At 54.7% G+C, this 3,614-nt stretch carries 2 protein-coding genes; both read right to left on the bottom strand.

The annotated features are described in order from the left end of the window. Positions 1 to 99 precede the first annotated feature (99 nt). Positions 100 to 2,178 (bottom strand): transglycosylase domain-containing protein, encoded by a 2,079-nt coding sequence (locus tag QZR21_RS08635; RefSeq protein ID WP_296099485.1) that lies wholly within the window; start codon positions 2,176 to 2,178, stop codon positions 100 to 102. A gap of 346 nt (positions 2,179 to 2,524) precedes the next feature. Further along, positions 2,525 to 3,445: a hypothetical protein gene (locus tag QZR21_RS08630; protein ID WP_296099487.1), complete on the bottom strand. Its 921-nt coding sequence runs from the start codon at positions 3,443 to 3,445 to the stop codon at positions 2,525 to 2,527. Positions 3,446 to 3,614: the final 169 nt, after the last annotated feature.

Genomic DNA, 3,614 nt, shown 5'->3' with positions numbered 1-3,614 from the left:
CGCTAAAGCTTTATTGAACCCCCGGTCCAACCGGGGGTTTTCTTTTTACAAAAAAACAGCAGCCCCATAATGGGTGCTGCTGTTTTTCATTGCCACTGATCAGTTGGTCTTATTGTTGTCCGCCTCTGAAGGCTTAGCCGTATCCTTGCCGGTAATGCGGTCCAGGAGTTTATTTCCTGCGGCCTTATTGGCCTGGGCAGCTTTATCGTCCTTCTTCTTCGTATCTTCCTGCTTCCTGGCTTTTGCGGCCTGGGCAGCCTGGGCGGCCTGGGCTCTTGCGTTTTCTTCTCTCACTGCCTGGGGGATGTCGAAGCTCTTTGTCTTATAGGCGGTAAGGGCCTGTTTCATGAAGTCCCTCCAGATAGCGGCAGGGATGGTGCCGCCGGTGTAGCCGGCATTGGTGGATGTATCATCGCCGATCCAGACGGCGGTGACCAGTTCAGGGGTATAGCCCACGAACCATGCATCGTGTTCATCATCGGTGGTACCGGTCTTACCGGCTGCGGTACGGCCAATGTAAGCGTTGCCGCCGGTGCCCCGGGAAATAACCTCTTCCAGGATGCTGGTGAGGCGGTACACCGCATTTTCACTGACCACCTGCTTGCCTTCCTGTTTGCCGGAATGGTCTTCCAGGACATTGCCGTTCCGATCCACCACTTTCATGATGGCCGTCGGTTCGATGAGCTTGCCGCCGTTGGCGAAGACGCTGTAGGCCTTGGCCATATCGTAGACGGAAACGCCGTTGGTCAGGCCGCCGATGGAGGCTGCCAGGTTATCATCGTTCTTCTTGCCTGTCTTTACGAGGGTGGAAATACCGCATGCCTCTGCGGTGTCCAGGATTTTCTTCATACCCACTTTATTGGCCAGGTCAATGGTGGGGATATTCATGGAGTGAACGAGGGCCTCTTCCAGTGTGACCTGTCCACCGGAGGTGCCGCCGTAGTTCTTCGGGGTCCATCCGCCGCCGTAGGTCTTCTTTTCATTACTTACGGTGTCGTAGGGGCTGAATTTGTTTTCAAAGGCCGTGAGGTATACGAAGGGTTTGAAAGAGGAGCCCGGCTGACGAACCATCTGGGTGGCGCGGTTGAAATGGTCTTCGCCCCGGCCGCCAACCATGGCTTTGATATGGCCGGTACCTACTTCAATGGTCATGAGAGCGCCCTGGGGCTGGGTGAGTCCCTTGGAGTCCTTATTTCCCTTCGGCAGGTCCGCTTTCAGCGTCTTTTCTGCTTCCTTCTGCATATCCAGGTCCAGGGTGGTGTATACCTGGAGCCCTTCTTTGTAGATGGCGTCAGAATCATATTTATCACTTATCGTCTGGATGACATAGCTGATGAAATAGGAAGCGGTGCTGTCGGTGCCTTTATTGGTCTGGGGCTTTGCCAGGTGGAGATCCGCTTTCTTGGCAGCCTCTGCATCGGCCTGGGAAATATAGCCGTACTTGGCCATCTGGTCCAGTACGATTCCCTGGCGGTACTTGGCCGCTTCCAGGCTCCGGAAGGGGGAGTAGTAGTTCGGGCTGTTCGGAAGTCCGGCCAGCATGGCACACTGGGGCAGGGTGAGGTCTTTCACGTCTTTGCCGAAGTACACCTTGGACGCTGTCTGGATGCCGTAGCATCCCTGGCCGAAGTAAATCTGGTTCATGTACATTTCCAGGATCTGTTTCTTGGTGTACTTGTTTTCAATCTGCAGGGCCAGTACCACTTCCAGCAGTTTTCTCTTCAGGGTCTGTTCCTGGGTAAGGAAGGCATTTCTTGCCAGCTGCTGGGTGATGGTGGAACCGCCCTGGCTGGTGGCGTTGTGGGTAATCACATTGGACCACACGGCGCGGAGAATGCCCCGTGGGTCTATGCCGTGGTGTTCATAGAAGCGCACATCTTCTGCTGCCACAAAGGCATTCTGCAGGTTCTGCGGAACCTGGGTGATAGGCACGGGGATACGGTTTTCCTCTGCATGCACCGTGGTAATGAGCCGTCCCTTGTCATCATAGATGCGGGAGGAAGCGTTAGGCTGGATATTGGCCGTCACGTCCGGCAGGTGCCGGGATACGGACACAAAGAACCCTGCCGCCGCACCGGCTCCGGCAATCATCACGATGACCAGCAGAAAGATAAGGACCCTCTTGAAAAAGGAGGATTTCTTCTGCGGCCGCTCGCGACGGATATCAGAATTTTTCATATATAACACTCCTGTAGTAAAATCTGTCCTCTTTGGCGGCCATTCTCCCACAGCCGCCGCAAATTGGGCATACAATCTAATTTATTATACCACAAGAGGGGAAGGAAAGAGTGGATTGGTGGGATAGCAGGTTAGTATGCTGATGGATAGAGTCATTAGCATGGGGCTTCTAGCTTCTAGCAGTTAGGAAGACTGACCAGCCTGCGGCGCCTCCTACTCGATGTCGCCGCCAGTCATTCATGCCGTAGGCTGGCCAGCTTTCCCAGTTGCTAAAAGCTGGCAGCTAGAAGCCCCGGCATGAAGGTCTCTATCCACCGGCACGCTAACCGCCCATTTCCTCGGGGTCTCACTCTTTAATCCTCACCTGTTCCCAGCCCCGATTTTCCTTTAATTCGGCATGGGGACCGGTGAAGATTTCCTGGCCCCGGAGGTCCCCTTTCAGCTGCCAGCAGAAGAAGGCTGTGAGATAGGCATCGGCATCCCGCTGGATATCCAGGTGGTCCGTATGTTTCCTCCGTCCCATGGCCGCGTAGGGTGCCCGGGTCATGGCATCAAAGTTTTCATTCATCTCTTTAAGCGGAGAAATAAAGTCCCGGTCCAAAATGCCGTTCCCGGAAACCATGAGCACCGGGATTTTCGCTTTTCCCGTATCATAGAGCCAGTTGTCCAGTTTCAGGCGGCGGCTGATGGACTTCGTCACCGCCGACACCGTGGCCATGGCGGTGTAAGCACTGCCATGGTCCCTGTCCAGGGCGTGCCAGGCGCCGGCGCCGCCCTGGGAATAACCGATGATTCCGATATGTTTTGTATCCACTTTGCCGTAGAGAAAGCTTCCTTTGGTCCCGTTCAGGAGCAGCATCTGCCGGATTCCATATTCCCCGGACCACCCGGGACCGGTCTGGGGATCGCTGTTTCCCAGGACCAGGAATCCCCAGGACGCCAGATGTTCATAGAGGGGCTCATCGTTTTCCGCAGAGCCGCCGGTGCCATTGAGGCAGATTACCAAAGGCAAAGGCCAGCTGCGGTAACGGCCAAGGCCAGCCGGATACCAGAGGGTATAGGTATAGCCTCCGTATTCTTCTCTGCCCTTCGACAGAACCTGGCTTTTGACTTCGTAGGGACCATTCATGCGGTAAAACTGTTCCAGCCGGCCCTGGTCTTCGATTTCCATGGTATAGTCCGGGGAAATCTTGTCTTCCGCTTCCAGGGGAGCAAAAGGAATGGCCGCTGCCAGGGCGGCAAAGAGGATGATGTGCCTGTAGTTCATAGGACCTCCGGAAATAGTGAGATAGTGGGTTGGTGGGTGAAAATTGGGAATTAGGAATTAGGAATGGTGGTGCGGCGCACAAATTTTATAGCGCCGCGAATTTTTTATTTTTTTTGCAATTTTGCATGCCGGATTTACACTTGCTTCAGCACTGGAATTCCCGGAAGGA

It is taken from the genome of uncultured Dialister sp. (assembly GCF_900541605.1).
Classification (GTDB): Bacteria; Bacillota; Negativicutes; order Veillonellales; family Dialisteraceae; genus Dialister.
Note: the sequence above shows the minus strand (reverse complement) of the source record. Positions and strands in the feature narration are given on the sequence as shown.